The organism is Paraburkholderia sp. RL17-347-BIC-D, from assembly GCF_046027915.1.
In the GTDB taxonomy this organism is placed as follows: domain Bacteria; phylum Pseudomonadota; class Gammaproteobacteria; order Burkholderiales; family Burkholderiaceae; genus Paraburkholderia.
In genome coordinates this window covers 61,734-78,402 of record NZ_JARESS010000009.1, presented here as the reverse complement: position 1 = coordinate 78,402, position 16,669 = coordinate 61,734, and the positions used below count along the sequence as shown (strand labels likewise).

General features: G+C 62.6%; 13 protein-coding genes. 6 read left to right on the top strand and 7 right to left on the bottom strand.

The annotated features are described in order from the left end of the window. Nucleotides 1–69: 69 nt before the first annotated feature. From P0D96_RS14650 to garD, 6 genes are all read right to left on the bottom strand, one after another. Entirely contained in the window at nt 70–1,422 is a 1,353-nt protein-coding gene (locus tag P0D96_RS14650) for a TRAP transporter large permease (protein ID WP_408314038.1), read from the bottom strand. 7 nt (nt 1,423–1,429) lie between these two features. After that, the gene (locus P0D96_RS14645) at nt 1,430–1,909 is read right to left on the bottom strand and encodes a TRAP transporter small permease (protein ID WP_132382858.1); all 480 of its coding nucleotides are present in this window, start codon (nt 1,907–1,909) and stop codon (nt 1,430–1,432) included. A 146-nt stretch (nt 1,910–2,055) separates the two neighbouring features. Further along, complete coding sequence (locus P0D96_RS14640) at nt 2,056–3,048, bottom strand: TRAP transporter substrate-binding protein (protein ID WP_408314036.1); 993 nt, start codon at nt 3,046–3,048, stop codon at nt 2,056–2,058. A 627-nt stretch (nt 3,049–3,675) separates the two neighbouring features. Beyond that, on the bottom strand, nt 3,676–4,605 hold the full coding sequence (locus P0D96_RS14635; RefSeq protein WP_408314035.1) for an SMP-30/gluconolactonase/LRE family protein: 930 nt from the start codon (nt 4,603–4,605) through the stop codon (nt 3,676–3,678). Next, nucleotides 4,602–5,444: an NAD-dependent epimerase/dehydratase family protein gene (locus P0D96_RS14630; RefSeq protein WP_408178424.1), complete on the bottom strand. Its 843-nt coding sequence runs from the start codon at nt 5,442–5,444 to the stop codon at nt 4,602–4,604. Before P0D96_RS14630 ends, P0D96_RS14635 begins: the two co-directional genes overlap by 4 nt. Nucleotides 5,445–5,498: 54 nt before the next feature. Then, the gene (gene garD, locus P0D96_RS14625; RefSeq protein ID WP_408178425.1) at nt 5,499–7,088 is read right to left on the bottom strand and encodes a galactarate dehydratase; all 1,590 of its coding nucleotides are present in this window, start codon (nt 7,086–7,088) and stop codon (nt 5,499–5,501) included. A 236-nt stretch (nt 7,089–7,324) separates the two neighbouring features. Between garD and kdgD the strand changes: the two genes are divergently transcribed. The 3 genes from kdgD to P0D96_RS14610 all read left to right on the top strand — a co-directional run bounded on the left by kdgD (nt 7,325) and on the right by P0D96_RS14610 (nt 10,747). Next, the gene (kdgD, locus tag P0D96_RS14620) at nt 7,325–8,242 is read left to right on the top strand and encodes a 5-dehydro-4-deoxyglucarate dehydratase (protein ID WP_132382848.1); all 918 of its coding nucleotides are present in this window, start codon (nt 7,325–7,327) and stop codon (nt 8,240–8,242) included. Nucleotides 8,243–8,434: 192 nt separating this feature from the next. Next, on the top strand, nt 8,435–9,802 hold the full coding sequence (locus P0D96_RS14615) for an MFS transporter (RefSeq protein WP_408314146.1): 1,368 nt from the start codon (nt 8,435–8,437) through the stop codon (nt 9,800–9,802). Nucleotides 9,803–10,003: 201 nt separating this feature from the next. Then, nucleotides 10,004–10,747 (top strand): FadR/GntR family transcriptional regulator, encoded by a 744-nt coding sequence (locus tag P0D96_RS14610; RefSeq protein ID WP_132382844.1) that lies wholly within the window; start codon nt 10,004–10,006, stop codon nt 10,745–10,747. 98 nt (nt 10,748–10,845) lie between these two features. Here the strand turns inward: P0D96_RS14610 and P0D96_RS14605 are convergent, their stop codons facing one another. Continuing rightward, nucleotides 10,846–12,429, bottom strand: a complete 1,584-nt coding sequence (locus P0D96_RS14605; RefSeq protein ID WP_408314034.1) for an aldehyde dehydrogenase (NADP(+)) — start codon at nt 12,427–12,429, stop codon at nt 10,846–10,848. A 222-nt stretch (nt 12,430–12,651) separates the two neighbouring features. Between P0D96_RS14605 and garL the strand changes: the two genes are divergently transcribed. From garL to P0D96_RS14590, 3 genes are all read left to right on the top strand, one after another. After that, the gene (garL, locus tag P0D96_RS14600; RefSeq protein ID WP_408314032.1) at nt 12,652–13,452 is read left to right on the top strand and encodes a 2-dehydro-3-deoxyglucarate aldolase; all 801 of its coding nucleotides are present in this window, start codon (nt 12,652–12,654) and stop codon (nt 13,450–13,452) included. Between the two features lie 31 nt (nt 13,453–13,483). After that, nucleotides 13,484–14,377 (top strand): 2-hydroxy-3-oxopropionate reductase, encoded by an 894-nt coding sequence (locus P0D96_RS14595; RefSeq protein WP_408178429.1) that lies wholly within the window; start codon nt 13,484–13,486, stop codon nt 14,375–14,377. Between the two features lie 249 nt (nt 14,378–14,626). Continuing rightward, nucleotides 14,627–16,633 carry a glycoside hydrolase family 28 protein gene (locus P0D96_RS14590; RefSeq protein ID WP_408314144.1) on the top strand — a complete coding sequence of 669 codons (2,007 nt, stop codon included), beginning with the start codon at nt 14,627–14,629 and terminating at the stop codon, nt 16,631–16,633. The last annotated feature ends 36 nt before the right edge of the window (nt 16,634–16,669 follow it).

Here is a 16,669-nt window from a genome sequence, read left to right as displayed (position 1 = left end):
GATCGCGGCACCCTTCGAGTGCCGCGGAGTGTGGATATTTTTCGAATGCTCCGGCATTAATTAAGGATTTCAAAATACCGGATGACCATTGATCAGGCTAGGCAACCATGTCGAGAACATCGGTACGTAAGTCACGATGTTGATCGCGCTGAAGATAGCCAGGTAATAAGGCCACGCCACCTTGGTAGTTTCACCAATCGACACATTGCCGATCGCGCACCCGATAAACTGCACCGAGCCGATTGGCGGGTGCACCAGACCCAATGCGCAATTCAGCAGGATCATGATCCCGAACTGCACGGGACCGACGCCGGCGTGCATCGCCATCGGCAGGAACAGCGGCGTGGTGATCAGGATGTGCGCCGCCATGTCGACGAACGTGCCGAGGAAAATCTGGATCAGGTTGATGTACAGCAGCATCAGCCACGGCAGGCTGGTCGCGCCGTCGAGCATGTGTTCGATCGCATCCGGAATCTCCAGATAGGCCATCTGGTAACGCAGCATGTTCGACACGCCGATCAGCAGCAGCACCACGCCGGTGGTTTTGGCCGCCTTGGACAATGCGTGGAACAGCTTCTTCATCGTCATCGAGCGATACACGACGATCGTCAGCACCAGCGAATAAAACACTGCGATAGCGGCGGCTTCCGTCGCCGTGGCAATGCCTTTTGCCACGCAAACCAGAATGATCGCAATCACCATCAAGCCGGGCAACGCGCCGAGGAACGTGCGGGCCACGGCGTACCAACCCGGGAATTTTTGCAGTTCCGTCGACCCATCGGCACGACGCGGATAACCGTACTTGACCGCTTGCCAGTACGCGGCGATCAGCACGAAACCCATCACCCACAACACCGGCAGCAGACCGGAAAACAACAGATCGCCGATCGAGACGCCGCTCATCGGGTGTCCATTCAACGTGCCCGTGATGCCCTGGGCCGCGAATGCATAAATGATCATATTGGTCGACGTCGGCATCAGCGCGCCCGCCAGCGACGAGTGCGTCGTCACGTTGACTGCATAGGCCGCGCTATAACCTTCACGCTTCATCAACGGAATGACCACGCCGCCCATAGCCGACGTATCCGCCGAGGGCGAACCGGAGACCCCGCCGAACAGCGTGCAGGCGACCACGTTGGCCATACCGAGGCCGCCGCGGAAATGCCCGACCGTGGCTTGCGCGAAACGCAGAATGCGGTCCGCGATGCCACCGTGCAGCATCAGTTCACCGGACAGAATGAAGAACGGCACGGCGATAAACGAGAAGCCGTTGATGCCCGAAATCATCGACTGCATGGCGGTGGCCGCCGGCAAGCCTTCGTACAGATAAGTCAGGACACACGAGAGCCCGAGCCCGAAGGAAACAGGAACGCCGAGAAGGAGAAAAACAAGAAAACTAACGGAGAGGATGGCAAGTTCCATGATTGCTCTAGTTTTGTTTCTGTGCGAAAAGCGCGAGCAGGTTCTCAATCGAGAACATTGCAATGCAGACGCTGGCAATAACCGGAATGCAGTAACGCAACGATTCAGGCAAGCCGATAATTGGAATCCGGTCTTCGGCGGTGGCCTCCACCATCTGCAGACACCCGAAGAAAACCATCACCGCAAACGCGATCAGGCAAATATGCTGAAACGCCGTGGCGATGAGTTGCCCTTTCGGCGGCAATTTCTTGACGAGCGAATCGAGCCCGATATGACCGCCCTCACGCACCTTGAGCGCGGCGCCGAACATGGCGATCACGATCACCAGCAAAAGCGCGATGGGCTCGACGAAATCCGGCGCATCGCTGAAAACGTAGCGCATCACGACGCTATAGATCACCAGCAGGCTCAGCACGGCGAGACTCACCGACGCCAGGATAACCAGCGCGCGGAACAGAAAATCATTTGGGCGTTTCATGAATCTCATTGAACCCATCCTTGCATACGACCGACCTGTCTTTAATAGTCAGCAATCCTGTTCGACTTATCGATTCAGGAAGCACGCAGCGGCAGAGCCCGCGAATCTTCTCGCAGGCTCTGTGCGCCGCAGTTGTGCCTCCGTTCAGGCGAACCTTATTTGACTGCCTGAATCTCGTCGACGAGCTGCTTCATTTGCGGGGTCTTTTCGTACTTCGCCCAGACCGGCTGCATGGCCTTGACGAACGCGGCGCGATCGATCTGCGTCGAGGCGACGATGGTCGCGCCGCCCTTCGTGACCGTCTTGCCGGCGTCGGCTTCACGCGCCGTCCACAGCTTCTGGTAGTACGGCACCGAGTCGGCGGCAGCCTTCTTGATGATGTCCTGCTCTTGCGGCGTCAGCGTGTCCCACACTTTCTTCGAGAACACCAGCACTTCCGGCGTCATCGAATGCTGGGTTTCGGAGTAGACCGGCGCGACTTCGAAGTGCTTGGTTTCTTCGTACGACGGCAGGTTGTTCTCAGCGGCATCCACCAGACCCGTCTTCAGGCCCGTATAGACCTCGGCGAACGGCATCGGCGTGGGCGTGCCGCCCATTGCGCGGATTTCGTCGACCATCAGATCGGACGGCTGCACGCGAACCTTGAGGCCCTTCATGTCAGCCGGCGTGTGAATCGGCTTCTTCGTGTAGATGGAACGCGCGCCGCTCTCGTAGAACGTCAGCGCGATCATGCCCTTCGCCTTGAAGGCGTCGAGAATCTTCTGGCCTTCCGGGCCGTACATCACTTTGCGGAAATGGTCGATGTCGCGGAACAGGAACGGCAGCGACGGGATCATCGATTCGGGCACGATCTCGTTGAAAGCGGCACCGTTGGCACGCGCCATGTCCAATGCGCCGATGCGCACCTGATCGATCGTGTCGTTTTCGGAACCGAGCGCGCTATTGCCGAACACCTTCACGGAATCCTTGCCGCCGGTTGCCTTGTTGATCTGTTCCCCCATGTATTTCACGGCCATGTTGGTCGGATAGGTGTCGCCATGCACGTCGGACACGCGGAATACACGCGCTTGTGCCGACACGGAGCTGAAGGCCAGCAGCGAGGCTGTGACGATCATCGAAACACGGGAAGAGGCAAACTTCTTATTCATCGTGAAATTCCTTGAAAAATTGACCATCCAATCGATTGCGGAGGGCCCGCTTGCGGTGGCCGCCCGCGGATGCGACATGGTTTGCTGCGTCTCCCGGCTCGACGCTCGCCACCGCTTGCGGTCACGAGCGCTTTGCCATGCTGGTCTGTGCAACGTCCCCGGCGCAGATGCTCAGCACTCCTGTCAGACAACTCGACTCTTTTACTTTTGCTTCAACTGCATCGGCTTGCGTCGCGCGTGCGAGTAGTCGCGCGCGTCGACGCCGCCTCGTTCATACCGAAAACTTGAAAATTCACAGAAAGGAATTCGTTTGGGCTTATACGTTGTACGACGACATATGAAGTCTATAAAACGAAGTTTGAGTTGTACAGACGGTATTTACCCGCACCGCGAAGGCATCCGGCGCGGATGACCGATGCATCGCACGGCGAGTCCCTACGCCAGCTTGCGCGGCGCTCCCGGGGTAAAACCGGCATGCCCCGGAGACGCTGTTTTTCGTAGCGAAATGTGACGAGACCGTAGTCTTTACACCACAATGTTGTACGACGACCTATGAATATCGAGCAGACAAACAAAGGGCGCCGGAGCATGACGACATGCCCGGCGCCCTTCTCATGCGGGCTTCGCTTACAGCTCGCCGGCGAACTCCGGCTCGGGCAGTCCGGTCACGCCAGGACGCACGGCGAACAGATGGCCGTCGTGCTCGCTCGCGTTCGCTGCGGGACGAATCGACGTGACGAACAGCGTGTCCAGATCGCGTCCACCGAAGACACACATGGCCGGCTTGATGGCCGGCACGGCGATCTGCCGGTCCAGCTTGCCTTCGGGCGTGAAGCGCAGCAACAGGCCTGCGTCGTTCGCGCAAATCCAGTAGCAGCCGTCGGCGTCCACCGCGGCGCCGTCCGGACGGCCTGCATGGTGGTTCAAATCAGCGAACACGCGACGGTTGCGCGGCTCACCAGTCTCGACGTCGTAATCGAAGGCCCAGATCTGCCGGCGCAACGGATGCGAGTCCGACAGATACATGGTCGTGCCGTCCGGCGACCACGCGAGGCCGTTCTGCGTGATGAGCGCGTCGACGACCGGCGCGGACAGCACGCCGTGCGTATCGAAACGATAGAGCGCACCGGCCGGCTTGGCCGCCGCCATGTCCTGCACCATCGTGCCGGCCCAGAAGCGTCCTTGCCGGTCGCAACGGCCGTCGTTGAAACGCATGTCGTCGCAAGCGAAATCCGGGGCGGCGAGCTTGCGCCCTGTCACCTGCACGGGTTCGCCGTTCGCCGAGGGCTCGGTCAGCGTGACCGCAAAGAGCCCGGTCTCGCAGCCGGCCAGCACCGTGCCGCGATGATCGAACGCGATGCATGCGACTTTCTCCGGCAGCAGCCATTCAGAGCGCTCGCCCGAATCGATCCGCAAGCGCACGATCTTCTGCGCCGGAATATCCACCCAGTACAGCGCTTGCTCCGCGACGCGCCACACCGGACTTTCACCGACTGAGGCCGGCGCCTGCCCCGCTGCCTCGACTCGCTCCACTCGCGGGTTCGCCGCGGCGCTCACCGTTTCGGCTCCATCGGACCGGCGAGCACAAACGGGCCGCCCTGGAAACGCTGCGTCGGATCGTCGAGTTCGGCAGTCGGTGCCGTGACCGGAAAGAGATGCTCGAATTCGACCGAACTGTCTTGCGGACGAAAACCAAGGAACGCGGCCTTCGTGTTGTCCACCCACTTGGTCCGGTTATCCGACACGCCGTAGACGATCGCGTGACCCACGCGGTTGGTGAACAGCGAGCAGCGCACCAGTTCGATGAAGTCGCGATAGCTCAGAAAGGTCACGAGCATGCGCGGATTCTTCGGCTGCTCGAACGACGAACCGATCCGCAGACACACGGTCTCCAGACCGAAGCGATCGAAGTAGTAACGCGACAATGATTCGCCGAAGCATTTCGTCACGCCGTACAGGCTGTCGGGACGCAGCGGCGCATCGATATCGACCACCTCCGTCACCGGATGAAAACCCACCGCATGATTCGAGCTCGCATACACGATGCGCTTCACGCCCTGCTTCTGCGCAGCCGAATAGAGGTTGTACAGGCCACGGATGTTCGCTTCGATCAGATCTTCGAACGGCGCCTCGACGGAAATGCCGCCGAGGTGAATCACCGCGTCCACGCCTTCGAGCAGTGCGTGGACCGCGGCTTCGTCCGCGAGGTCGACGGTCGAAGCTTCCTCATGCGCCGCCACGTCGCCAAGCGGAGCGATATCCGTGACGCGCACGATATCGGCCCACGCGGCGAGCGCGCCGCGCAACTGCTTGCCGAGGTTGCCCGCCGCGCCGGTGAGCAGCAGGCGGCGAAAGGGTTTCTGTGCCGCGCCGCGGTCAAGGTTCGAGTCAGTCATGTTTCTATAGTGGTGTGAGTGCGATCAGATCAGGCAAGGCAGCCAGCCGGCCCATCAGGTCACCGGCGCCGGATTGAACAGCGTCAACGCATTGTGGAGCTTGAGCTTTTCAGCGCAGGTCTCCTTGCGCCCGCTGGCGACATCGAGCATCAGACGGAACAGTTCCCAGCCCACCTCTTCGATGGTCGCCGCGCCGGTCGCGATGGTGCCGGCGTTGATGTCCATCAGGTCGTGCCAGCGGCGCGCCAGATCCGAGCGCGTCGCGACCTTGATGACGGGCACTTCGGCGAGGCTATACGGCGTGCCGCGGCCGGTGGTGAAAACGTGCAGATTGATACCCGCCGCGACTTGCAGCGTACCGCAGATGAAGTCGCTAGCCGGCGTGGCCGCGTAAATCAGGCCTTTCTGGCGAACCTTCTCGCCGGGCGACAGCACGCCGGAAATCGCCGAGTTACCCGACTTGATGATCGATCCCATCGCCTTTTCGACGATGTTCGACAAGCCGCCCTTCTTGTTGCCCGGCGTGGTGTTGGCGCTGCGGTCCGCGCCGCCGCGCTTCAGATAATCGTCGTACCACTGCATCTCGCGGATGATCGCCGCGGCGACCTCCGGGTTGGCCGCGCGCGCCGTCAATTGATCGACGCCGTCGCGCACTTCGGTGACTTCGGAGAACATGACGGTGGCGCCGGCACGCACAAGCAAGTCGGTCGCGTAGCCCACTGCGGGGTTCGCGGTGAGGCCGGAGAACGCGTCGCTGCCGCCGCATTGCACGCCGATCACGAGATCGGACGCGGGGCAAGTCTCGCGGCGGCGATTGTTCAAACGCTTCAGATGACCATCGGCCATTCGCATGATCGACTCGATCATCGACTGGAAGCCGACGTGCGCTTCGTCTTGCAGTACGACGACGTCGCCGTTCAGATCGGCCTCGATATCGCCGATGTCCGCGACTTCGGCCACATTCGCGGCCGCGGCGATCGGAATCGTGCCGGGCGGCATCAGGCGCTCGGGCTGCAGCTTCTCGCAGCCGAGGCTGACCATCATCACCTCGCCGCCGAAATTCGGATTCAGGCTGATATTGCGCACGGTGCGGATCGGCACCATCGCGTCGGGTGCGTCGATCGCGACGCCGCAGCCGTAGGTGTGGCCGAGGCTCACCACGTCGTCGACGTTCGGATAGTTAGGCAGCAGTTCGGCCTTGATGCGGGTGACCGCGTGCTGGACCACATCGGCCACGCATTGCACCGTGGTCGTGATGGCGAGAATGTTGCGCGAGCCCACCGAGCCGTCCGCGTTGCGGTAGCCCTCGAACGTGTAACCCTCGAGCGGCGGCATCTCAGGCGCCTTGATCGTGGCGATCGGCAGATCCTCGAGTCCCGGCGGGCTCGGCATGCGGATCACATGTTCGTTGATCCAACTGCCCTTGGGCAGCGCCTTGAGCGCATAGCCGATCACCACGTTGTAGCGGATGACCTCGTCGCCCTCGGCCAGATCCGCCAGCGCGACCTTGTGCCCTTGCGGCACGCGCTCGCGCAGCGCCAGGCCATCGGGAAATACCGCGCCCTCACCCAAGCCGCCGTCGTTGACGACGATCGCGACATTGTCATTGGGGTGAACGCGAATGTAGAGCGGAGATTGTTCCATTGCATCGATCCTTATGGCGATGTACGCCTGCTGCGCCAGCTATTCATACGTCATCCTACAACACAGGAGATTGCACCAACGTTCCGTATTTACCCTAGGAGGAGCATTATGCCGTGAAATGCCCGTTGAGTTAGCCGTTTTGTTGTTGTACGATGACGTATAAGAAATCTCAATTTCTACCTGAACGAACCACCGCGAACCACCCGCGAACCATTCCGACGCTCTGGATACTCATCATGACGACACCGCAGGAACTGAAGCAGATCGTTTCCGAAGGCCTCCTGTCCTTCCCCGTTACCGACTTCGACGAACAAGGCGATTTCCGCGCCGACACCTATGCTGAGCGCCTCGAATGGCTCGCTCCTTACGGCGCGTCGGCGCTGTTCGTCGCCGGCGGCACGGGCGAATTCTTCTCGCTCACGCACAACGACTATTCGAACGTCGTGAAGACGGCCGCCGAAGTCTGCAAAGGCAAGGTGCCGATTCTCGCCGGCGCGGGCGGCCCGACGCGCGTCGCGATCGCTTACGCACAGGAAGCCGAGCGCCACGGCGCGAACGGCATTCTGCTGATGCCGCACTACCTGACGGAAGCCTGCCAGGAAGGTATCGCCGCGCACGCGGAAGAAGTTTGCAAGTCCGTGCCGAACATGGGCGTGATCATCTATAACCGTGCGAACTCCAAGCTTAACGCCGATATGCTCGAAGGGCTGGCCGAGCGCTGCCCGAACCTGATCGGCTTCAAGGACGGCGTGGGCGAGATCGAGAACATGGTGTCGATCCGCCGCCGCCTCGGCGACCGCTTCTCCTATCTCGGCGGCTTGCCGACCGCGGAAGTCTATGCCGCGGCGTACAAGGCGCTGGGGGTGCCGGTGTATTCGTCGGCAGTGTTCAACTTCATCCCGAAGACCGCGATGGACTTCTATCGCGCCATCGCCGCGGACGACCACGCGACCGTCGGCAAGCTGATCGACGAATTCTTCCTGCCGTATCTGGCGATCCGCAACCGCCGCGCCGGCTACGCGGTCAGCATCGTCAAGGCGGGCGCGAAGCTGGTCGGCCACAGCGCCGGTCCGGTCCGCGCGCCGCTGACCGATCTGACGGAAGAAGAAATGAGCAAGCTGGACGCGCTCATCAAGACGCTCGGCCCGCAGTAATCGGCCTGGCCTATTAGCAGCAGTCAACACCCGGCGGCCGTGCGAACGATGACCGCGTAGACGGCACCGCAAAGAGCGCCCGGGACGGCAACGTCGCCGGGCGTTTTTGTGCCGCACGAATGTATCGACGAGGCGTCGTAGCCGCTTTTTGCGCAAAACGCCTCGGGAGCCCACTCCTCCCGCGCAAAAGAAATTCAGGAGATGACCATGGAAATGAGCCGCACCGTCAGTGCCGCCCACGTCGCAAAGCGCACCCGAGTCCGCTACGGAATCCTGCTGCTGATCTTTCTGATCACGACCTTCAACTATGCAGACCGCGCCACGCTGTCGGTGACCGGCTCGGCCATGCGCGCCGAGTTCGGCTTCGACGCGATCCGCATGGGCTACATCTTCTCCGCGTTCAGTTGGGCCTACGTGCTATCGCAACTGCCGGCCGGCTGGCTGCTGGACCGCTTCGGCGCGCGGCGCGTCTACGCGGCGAGCATTTTCTTCTGGTCGCTCTTCACGCTGCTGCAAAGCTCGATCGGCTTGCTGGGCAGCGCGGCGGCCGCCGTCACCGCGCTGTTCGTGCTGCGCTTCGCGATGGGCGCGGCCGAATCGCCGGCATTTCCGGCCAATGCGAAGGTCGTGGCGAGCTGGTTTCCGACCAACGAACGCGGCACGGCGTCGGCCATTTTCAATTCGGCGCAATACTTCGCGGCGGTCGTGTTCACGCCGTTGATGGCGTGGCTTACCCACGCGTTCGGCTGGCACATGGTCTATGTCGTGATGGGCGTGATGGGGCTCCTGCTCGCGCTCACCTGGCTGAAGGTGATGAAGAACCCCGCGGATCATCCGCGTGTTTCGCGCGCCGAGTTGGAGTACATCGAACAGGGCGGCGGCGTGATCAGCGGGCAGAAGCAAGCCCGATCCGCCGACAAGATCGAAAGTACCGGCGGCTGGTCCCTGGTTCGCCAACTGCTCAGCAACCGCATGCTGGTCGGCGTCTATCTTGCGCAGTACTGCATCAACGTGCTGACCTACTTCTTCCTGACGTGGTTTCCGATCTACCTCGTGCAGGCGCGCGGCATGACGATTCTGCAAGCGGGTCTGGTCGCTTCGCTGCCGGCGATTTGCGGATTCTCGGGCGGCGTGCTCGGCGGCATTCTCTCCGACGGGCTGATCCGTCGCGGCCATTCGCTCACGATAGCGCGCAAGGTGCCGATCGTCGGCGGCATGCTGCTGTCGGTGTGCATCATCGGCTGCAACTATGTGTCGACCGACTGGGTCGTCGTCGCGCTCATGTCGCTCGCGTTCTTCGGCAAAGGCATCGGCGCGCTCGGCTGGGCTGTCGTCGCCGATACGTCGCCGAAAGAAGCGCTCGGCCTCTCGGGCGCGATCTTCAATATGTTCGGCAACGTGGCCGGTATCGTCACGCCGATCGTGATCGGCTATCTCGTGGCGAAGACCGGCTCGTTCAACGGCGCGCTGGTGTTCGTGGGCATCAATGCCCTGCTCACGGTGTTCAGCTATCTCGTGATCGTGAAAGACATCAAGCGGGTCGAGTTGCGCCCGCGCTGATCGCGCGGCGGTTATCGTACTTCTCTGCGGACGGCGAAATGAGCGCCGTCGCAGCGTGAAACGCAGGCTACAAAGGGAACCCGGCGCCGTATCGGGCGCCGGCCCGCAAAATGATATGGCGTGGTTATAATCAGTCGTCAGACGACGGTATAATGAAACGCATGAAGTGTCTGCAACTATCTGATTCAAGGGGCGTTTTCGATGGCTACACCACTGGCATCCGCGGCACCGCCACGACGCGCTCGTAATCTTGCCGAGTTCGTCGTCAGCTACGTCACCGAGCAAATCGCGTCCGGCGCGCTGAAGCCCGGCGACAAACTGCCGACCGAATCGCAACTCATGGTCACGCTGAGCGTGAGCCGCACCGTCATTCGCGAGGCGATTTCGCGTTTGCAGGCGGGCAAGATCATCGAGACGCGGCACGGCATCGGCAGCTTCGTGCTCGAGCCGCAGCGCGAAAAGCTGGGCATCGACATGGTGCCCGCCACCACCCTGCGCGACGTGTTGTCGATCCTGGAACTGCGCATCAGTCTCGAAACGGAATGCGCGGGTCTCGCGGCCCAGCGCGCCAAGCCGGACGACCTCGCGCGCATGCGCGGCGCGCTCGACGCAATCGAAGCCACGCGCCATAACGGGCTGGACAGCGTCGACGCCGATCTGCAGTTTCATATCTCGGTGGCGCGCGCCACGGGCAACCGCTATTTCGTCGACATCCTCACGCAAATGGGCAGCGCGCTGATTCCGCGGAACCGGCTCGATTCGGCGGGCATTGCGCGCGCGGAACCGGACGCGTATCTGTCGCTCGTCAACCTCGAGCACGAAAGCATTCTCGAAGCAATCACGCGGCACGACGCGGAAGGCGCGCGCGCGGCCATGCGCATGCATCTGTCCAACAGCCGCGAGCGTCTGCGGCGCGCTAACGAAGCCGCCGAGGCGAATAGCTGATTCGGCTCGCTTCTGATTCGGGTTCGCTAAGGCGGACGCAATAGAAAAATGGCCGGGATATCCCGGCCATTCTTTTATCTCACTCGATTACCCGCCACTTAACTGCGCGTGATCTCGCCATCGCGACGACGCCACAGGTCCAGCGGGTTGCCGTCGGTCAGCGCTTGCGGCAGCAGATCGGCCGGGAAATCCTGGTAGCACACCGGACGCAGGAAGCGCTCGATCGACGTCGTGCCGACCGAAGTCGCGCGGCTATCGGACGTCGCCGGAAACGGGCCGCCGTGCACCATCGCGTGCGACACCTCGACACCCGTCGGGAAACCGTTCACCAGAATCCGGCCGGCCTTGCGTTCGAGAATCGGCACCAGCTTCTTCGCCGCTGCCAGGTCGGCGCTGTCCATCTGCACCGTGGCGGTCAACTGGCCGGCAAAGTGCTCGGCGACCGCGAGCAGTTCCCGCTCGTCCTTGCAACGGACGATGGTCGACGCCGGGCCGAACACCTCGTCTTCCAGTGCCGGCGTGGCGAGGAACGTCTGTGCGTCGGTCACGAACAACGCCGCGCGCGCCTGCGTCGGGCCGGTTGTATCGACACCGCGCGCTACAGCCTCGACGCCCTTGATCGCCGCCAGCTTGCCTTCGCCTTCTTCATAAGCAGCGCAGATGCCGGACGTCAGCATGGTCTGCGCGGGCTTGCCGCTCAGCGCGTCCGTCGCCGTGGCGACGAAAGTCTTGAGCGCGTCGCTGTCGACGGCAATTGCGAGACCCGGATTGGTACAGAACTGGCCGGCGCCTAGCACCAGCGAATCGACGAAACCGCGCGCGATGCTCTCGCCGCGCGCAGCCAGCGCATTCGACAGGAGGAACACGGGATTGATGCTGCTCATTTCCGCGTAGACCGGAATCGGCTCGGCACGCGCCGCCGCGACGCGCATCAGCGACGTGCCGCCCGCGCGCGAACCGGTGAAGCCAACCGCCTTGATCGCGGGATGCGCAACCAGCGCCTCGCCGACGGAATTCCCCGCGCCGACGATCATCGAGAACACGCCTTCAGGCAAGTCCATCTCTTGCGCGACGCGCTGGATCACGCGGCCGACCATCTCGGACGTGCCGAGATGCGCGCGGTGCGCCTTCACCACGACCGGGCAGCCGGCCGCGAGCGCTGCCGCCGTGTCGCCGCCCGCCACCGAAAACGCGAGCGGGAAATTGCTGGCGCCGAACACCGCGACCGGGCCGAGCGGAATCTTTTGCATGCGCAGGTCAGAGCGCGGCAGCGGCTTGCGCTCCGGCAGCGGCGAATCGAGCGTGGCGGCGAGCCACTGGCCGGCGCGCACGACTTGCGCGAACAGCTTGAGCTGGCCCGTGGTGCGGCCGCGTTCGCCTTCGAGACGCGCCTTCGGCAGACCCGATTCCTGGTGCGCCCGTTCGATCAGCGCGTCGCCCAACGCCGTGATGCCGTCGGCGATACGCTCGAGAAACTCGGCCCGCACCGTGAGCGGCAGTTGCCGGTACGGATCGAACGCTTGCTGCGCCAGCTCGCACGCCTGCCCCACGACGGCCACCGAGCCGCTGCCGAAAACCGGCTCCGCGATATCGAATCCCGTGGCAGGATTGAACGCATGCAATGGTTTTTCCTCGCCGCGCACCGCTTGGCGGCCGATCAGCATTTCGCCGGTAATAGACATTTGCTTTCCTTGAGTGAAGGCCTAAGATATAGGTCATCCTACAACATTACGAGGTATGCGCGCAACCTGAAACGCTTGCCTGGCGAGGAATTCGGGTTAACGTGACCGTTACAACCGGCGAGGCCGGTGCTAATCTGCGACTAAGACATACGACGACCTATAACTCGTGTTGAGCCGTCGTCGGAACTTGCCCGATCCATTACCGTTCGAGGAAAACAGCCGATGCCAGCCGTCACGCCTTACCAGCCCTTACCCAACAGTTTCCGCCGAGCAGTGTGCGGCGGTGAAACCCTGATCGGCTGCTGGGCGTCGCTCGCCAGCCCGATCGTCACCGAACTGCTCGGCACTATCGGCTTCGACTGGATGCTGCTGGACGCCGAGCACGCGCCGAACGACGTCCTTACGCTGATCCCGCAGTTGATGGCGCTCAAGGACAGCGGCAGCGCGCCGGTCGTACGGCCGCCCGCTAACGACAGCGTGTTCATCAAGCGGCTCCTCGACACCGGCTTTTCGAATTTCCTGGTGCCGTTCGTGGAAAGCGCCGACGACGCGGCGCGCGCCGTTGCCGCCACGCGTTACCCGCCGCAGGGCATTCGCGGCGTCTCGGTGAGCCATCGCGGCAATCGTTACGCGACGGTGCCCGACTACTTCGACGTCGCCAACGACAACGTCTGCGTCATCGTGCAGATTGAAAGCCGCAAGGCCGTCGACGCGATCGACGAAATTCTCGCCGTTGACGGCATCGACGCCGTGTTCGTCGGGCCGTCCGACCTCGCGGCCGCGTACGGCCATCTCGGCAATCCGAATCATCCCGACGTGCAGGCGGCGATCGCGCGCGTGTTCGAACGCGCGCAAGCCGCGGGCAAGCCGAGCGGCATTCTCGCGCCGGTGCAGGCCGACGCGGAGCGCTACATCTCCATGGGCTGCCGCGTCGTCGCGGTCTGCGCGGATATGGGGCTGCTGAAAGCGGCCGCGCAGACGGTTCAAAAACACTTCATGCAGAAACAGGCGGGCCAGCAATAACCCGGCCGCCATGACATCTTCGGAGCATTCCATGCAAAAAGCAGGCTTTATCGGACTCGGCATCATGGGCAAGCCCATGGCCGCCAACCTTCTCAAGAACGGCGTCGCGCTGGCAGCGTTCACACGCAGCGGCGTGCCCGACGATCTCATCCAGGCGGGCGCTGTCGCGTGCGACAGCCCCGCCGCCGTGGCCGCGCAGGCCGACGTGATTTTCATCATGGTGCCGGATACGCCCGACGTCGAGCGCGTGCTGTTCGGCGAACAAGGTCTCGCCGGATCGTTGCGCGCGGGACAAACCGTCGTCGACATGAGCTCGATTTCGCCGATGGCCACCCGCGAGTTCGCGGCCCGCGTGCGCGAGACCGGCGCGGACTATCTGGATGCGCCGGTTTCCGGCGGCGAAGTCGGCGCCAAGGCCGGCTCGCTGACCATCATGGTGGGCGGCGAAACCGCGACCTTCGATGCCGTCAAGCCGCTGTTCGACATGATGGGCAAGAACGTCACGCTGATCGGTGGCGTCGGCGCCGGCCAGGTGTGCAAGGTGGCCAACCAGGTGATCGTCGCCGCGACGATCGAGGCAGTCGGCGAGGCGCTGCTGCTCGCCTCCAAGGCCGGCGTCGATCCGGCGCGCGTGCGGGAAGCGCTGATGGGCGGGTTCGCGTCCTCGCGCATTCTCGAAGTGCACGGCGAACGCATGACCAAACGCACCTTCGATCCGGGCTTCCGCATCGAGTTGCACCAGAAGGATCTGAACCTCGCGCTCTCCACCGCGCAATCGCTCGGCGTCTCTCTGCCGAATACGGCCACCTGCCAGGCGCTGTTCAACGCCTGCGTCGCGCACGGCGGCAAGGCGTGGGACCACTCGGCGATGGTGCGCGCGCTCGAATTCCTTGCCGATCACGAGATTGGCCAGAAAACCGCTTAAGCCGCACGCCGCTTTTTAATGCGCCGCTCCGCTTGCCTTATGCAGATAGGCAGGACGGAGCGGCGCATACGTGCGTTCGCCGGCTTCGCAACGAGTTGACGGAAGTCGTGTCACTTCCACCGCTAAAGTTTTTTTACAAACATTAAGGATACCTTACGTTAAGTAAACAGGTTCGACGAGCTGCATTCCCCAAAGTAGCAACGATTATTGACAACGCCCGCAAAGGGCAAGGAGACATCCGTGGCAACCATAGATAAAACCAACGGCAAGCGGGCAACATCGAAAACGCCCGGCCAGGCTGAACCGAATTCGCCCGCTCGCCGCGCCTTTATCGTGCTGGCGGGTACGTCAGCGGGCGCGACGCTGCTGGGCGGCTTGTCCGCCTGCGGCGGCTCCGTCAACGGCGACCCATCCACGCCGCCCGTGGTACAGGATCCGATCTGGGGCACCTCGGGCGCCGCGACGCAGATCATCGCTTCCTTGCAAGGCATCACCCAGTCGATGTTTCCCACACGCGACTTCCTGGTCACGCAATACGGCGCCACACCGTGCGCCGTCGTTGCCGCGACCAATCCGTACACGGGCTCGGCGTCGGTCGCGAGTCCCGGTTCCAACCTGACCAACGCCGCTGCCTCGTTCGACTCGCGCCCCGCGTTCCTCGCCGCCATCCAGGCCTGCAATGCCGCGGGCGGCGGACGCGTGGTCGTGCCGGCCGGCACGTGGTACTGCGCTGGCCCGATCGTCCTGCTGAGCAACGTGAACTTTCACCTCAGCGCGAATTGCACGATCTACTTCAGCCCGAACCCCGCCGACTACGCGAAGGACGGCCCGGTCGCCTGCGGCGCCAACGGCAATCTGTTCTATAGCCGCTGGCAGGCGAACGATTGCCTGAACTACGGCTCACCGGTCTACGCGCGCAACCAGACCAACATCGCGCTGACCGGCGAAGACGCAACCTCGGTGCTCAACGGCCAAGCCATGACGCCGTTCGCCGGCAGCGGCAACACCGCGACGTGCTGGTGGACCTTCAAGGGATCGAATGGCGCATACGGCTGCGTAAATTCATCGACGCCTTCGCAGGCGTACCTCAATCCGAAGAACGTCGATCTGAAAACCGCCGCACCCGGCATTTCCGATGCGCTCTACGCGCAACTGACCAGTCCCACGACACCGTGGCAGGAAGACCAGAACTACCTGCCCGCTCTCTCCGAAGCCGGTGTGCCGATTGCGCAGCGCGTCTTCGGTGTCGGCCACTATCTGCGTCCGTGCATGGTCGAGTTCATCGGCTGCACGAATGTGTTGATGGAGAACTACAGCACCAACAACACGCCGTTCTGGCAGCATCATCCAACCGATTGCAAGAACGTCGTGATTCGCGGCGTGACGACCAACAGCATCGGCCCGAATAACGACGGCTTCGATCCGGACGCGTGCAACAACGTGCTGTGCGACAGCGTCACGTTCAACACCGGCGACGATTGCATCGCGATCAAGTCGGGCAAGGATCTGGATACGCAATACGGTCCCGCGCAGAATCACGTGATCCAGAACTGCATCATGAACAGCGGTCACGGCGGCATCACGCTCGGCAGCGAAATGGGCGGCGGCGTGCAGAACATCTATGCGCGCAATCTGCAGATGCTGAATCAGAACTGGGCGACCAATCCGCTGAACATCGCGATTCGCATCAAGACGAATATGAATCGCGGCGGCTTCGTGAAGAACTTCTACGTCGATACCGTCACGCTGCCCAACGGCGTCGCCCTGAAAGGCGGGGGTTACGGCAGCGCGTTGCTGAGCGGCAGCCCGATCAACGCCACGGTGCCGCTCGGCGTCGTGACGGCGAGCGCAGCCAATCCGTCGGCGGCGCAGGGCGGCCTGATCACGTTCGACTGCGACTATCAACCGGCGAACGACGCCATTCGAATCCGTCCGGCGGTCGTGCAGAACGTGAACATTTCGAACGTGACGGCGAGCAACGTGACGCTTAACGGCGTGACCGGCTCGTGCTTTCAGGCGATCGTCGCTCAAGGGCCCGTCGCGTTCGACTACAACGGCGCGGCCCCGACGCCGACCATTCCGCCGATCAGCGGCGTGACGATCTCGAACTGCAATCTGGGCACGGCAGTCTCGGCCGGGCCAGCGAGCGCGACTACACCTGGACCGATCTACGCGTACAACGTCAACGGCATTACGTTGAACAATGTGGTGATCGGCGCGACGACTTACAACACGACGGTCGTCGATAAGCGTTAAGCAGTTAGCGGTTGAACGGCTGGGCGAAGCGCGAGC

What these genes read in the sequence shown, in the direction of transcription:
- P0D96_RS14640 (WP_408314036.1), bottom strand. Translation starts at nt 3,048, where the DNA reads ATGAATAAGAAGTTTGCCTCTTCCCGTGTTTCGATGATCGTCACAGCC.
- P0D96_RS14645 (WP_132382858.1), bottom strand. Translation starts at nt 1,909, where the DNA reads ATGAGATTCATGAAACGCCCAAATGATTTTCTGTTCCGCGCGCTGGTT.
- P0D96_RS14610 (WP_132382844.1), top strand. Translation starts at nt 10,004, where the DNA reads ATGGCTACACCACTGGCATCCGCGGCACCGCCACGACGCGCTCGTAAT.
- garD (WP_408178425.1), bottom strand. Translation starts at nt 7,088, where the DNA reads ATGGAACAATCTCCGCTCTACATTCGCGTTCACCCCAATGACAATGTC.
- garL (WP_408314032.1), top strand. Translation starts at nt 12,652, where the DNA reads ATGCCAGCCGTCACGCCTTACCAGCCCTTACCCAACAGTTTCCGCCGA.
- P0D96_RS14630 (WP_408178424.1), bottom strand. Translation starts at nt 5,444, where the DNA reads ATGACTGACTCGAACCTTGACCGCGGCGCGGCACAGAAACCCTTTCGC.
- P0D96_RS14605 (WP_408314034.1), bottom strand. Translation starts at nt 12,429, where the DNA reads ATGTCTATTACCGGCGAAATGCTGATCGGCCGCCAAGCGGTGCGCGGC.
- kdgD (WP_132382848.1), top strand. Translation starts at nt 7,325, where the DNA reads ATGACGACACCGCAGGAACTGAAGCAGATCGTTTCCGAAGGCCTCCTG.
- P0D96_RS14595 (WP_408178429.1), top strand. Translation starts at nt 13,484, where the DNA reads ATGCAAAAAGCAGGCTTTATCGGACTCGGCATCATGGGCAAGCCCATG.
- P0D96_RS14650 (WP_408314038.1), bottom strand. Translation starts at nt 1,422, where the DNA reads ATGGAACTTGCCATCCTCTCCGTTAGTTTTCTTGTTTTTCTCCTTCTC.